This window comes from Myxococcus sp. CA023, from assembly GCF_010998615.1.
Taxonomy (GTDB): Bacteria; Myxococcota; Myxococcia; order Myxococcales; family Myxococcaceae; genus Myxococcus.
Map to the genome: position 1 here is coordinate 1 of NZ_JAAEAH010000174.1, position 1,484 is coordinate 1,484.

General features: G+C 66.7%; 2 protein-coding genes. Both read left to right on the forward strand.

Going from position 1 to position 1,484, the window contains the following annotated elements; all coding sequences use genetic code 11:
- Nucleotides 1-828 precede the first annotated feature (828 nt).
- Nucleotides 829-1,095, forward strand: a complete 267-nt coding sequence (locus tag F8M74_RS38745; protein WP_141259173.1) for a hypothetical protein — start codon at nt 829-831, stop codon at nt 1,093-1,095.
- 176 nt (nt 1,096-1,271) lie between these two features.
- Nucleotides 1,272-1,484 (forward strand): hypothetical protein (locus tag F8M74_RS37620; protein WP_205604109.1); only part of this gene is annotated, 213 nt, incomplete at its 3' end.

Consider the following 1,484-nt stretch of genomic DNA (forward strand, 5'->3'; position numbering starts at 1 on the left):
GAGGGAGGGTGCAGAGGGGCCGAGGAGGGCCGCTGACGGGGCCTCAAGATGAAGTCACCCCGCGAGTTCCGTACTGCTAGCTCTCAACCTTGAGCCGTCCGATTTGACGGGGGCAACTCCAGGTACGTGGGGCAGGAGCGGCAGCTTCGGGCTCGCCGCGCAGTTACGCATAGCGGGTGTTGACCGGTCAGCGCGCGTCTGGCCGCCGCTCACGGGCCTGTCCCGACCGCTGAGCCTCGGCATCGTCCCGAGGGCTTGAGCGCTTGCGACACTCTGTTGGGTTCGCGCTGCTCGAACAGCGTGCTCCCAAAGGGTGGTCCGAAGATGGCTGACGTATCCGTATCCGAAGTCGCAGGTCCCTCAGGTCAGGCGTCGGTCGCGAGTGACGACCCGAGGAGCGAAGCGCGTGAGTCCTCGACGGGCGTCCAGTCGCTTCCTTGGGACAGGCGTGCGGAGCTGGGCCTGGGGAAGGCGTTCCGCCTGACGTGCAAGGAAGTGATGCTCCGCCCCGCCACCACGTTCGGCAGGATGGAGCCGGAGGGGAGCGTGGGCAGTTCCCTGCTCTTCGCGCTGCTTTGCTTCTGTGTGCTCTATCTTCCCTTGGGCGGGCTCTACACTCTCCTCGGCCTCTTGAATGTCCTCGGCTCCCCGTATGGGAGCTTCGACTCCTTCTCTTTCCGTCTGCTCGTTGTCCTGCCTCTCATCATCCTGGGGGTGGCGGCTGTGCTATCGCCGGTCGCGACACTCGTGGTGTCAGGGGTCGAGCACGTGTTGTTGAGAATGGCCGGAGTCCCTGGTTCGTTCCGCATGACACTGCGCAGGCATGTCATGTCCCAAGGGGTCTCCCTGGTGGGCCTGTTGCCTTTCTTCGCGCTGCCAGTGTCGCTGGTCTGGGCAACTGGGGTGCGTGTCATGGCGTACCGGAGCCTGTCCCGCTCGGGCTGGGTCAGGGCCTCGGTCGCCGTGTTGCTGCCAGCGCTCGTCATGGGCGGCCTGGGCCTGTGGGGCTATCGCGTCGTGACGGAGCCGTGGGTCGTGCAGCAGGAGTCCGCCTACGAGGGCGACGCAGCAGCCTTCTGGGGGGAGGGCTACTGATGGCTGCCGAGAGCGGGGCGCTCATTCCCTGTCCCAGGCGGGCTCGCTGGTGGGGCCGTTGCCTTTCTTGTCGCTGCTGGCGGTGCATCTCTGGTGCATCGGATTGTGGTCTGCCCCCCGATTTTTGGACCAGTTGAAGCGTGAGAGAGTCCTCGCGGCCAGGAGGTAGGTCGGTCGTGAGGAAGAGCAGGTTTACCGAGGAGCAGATGGTCCGCGTCCTGCGGGAGGCGGAGGCGCCTGGGGCCAGCGTGGCAAGGTTCTTCCTCACCGCCTCGTACAGCACCGTCCCCTCCGGCTGCCTCCGCCGGTACGCCCACCCCCGCTCCTCCACCTGCCCCTCCCCAGCTCCACCTCGCCAGGGCACCCGCTACCGTCAGCCTCCCACGGGC

Excerpts from the sequence above, each read along its gene's own strand:
- F8M74_RS38745 (WP_141259173.1), top strand. The coding sequence starts at position 829 with ATGTCCCAAGGGGTCTCCCTGGTGGGCCTGTTGCCTTTCTTCGCGCTG.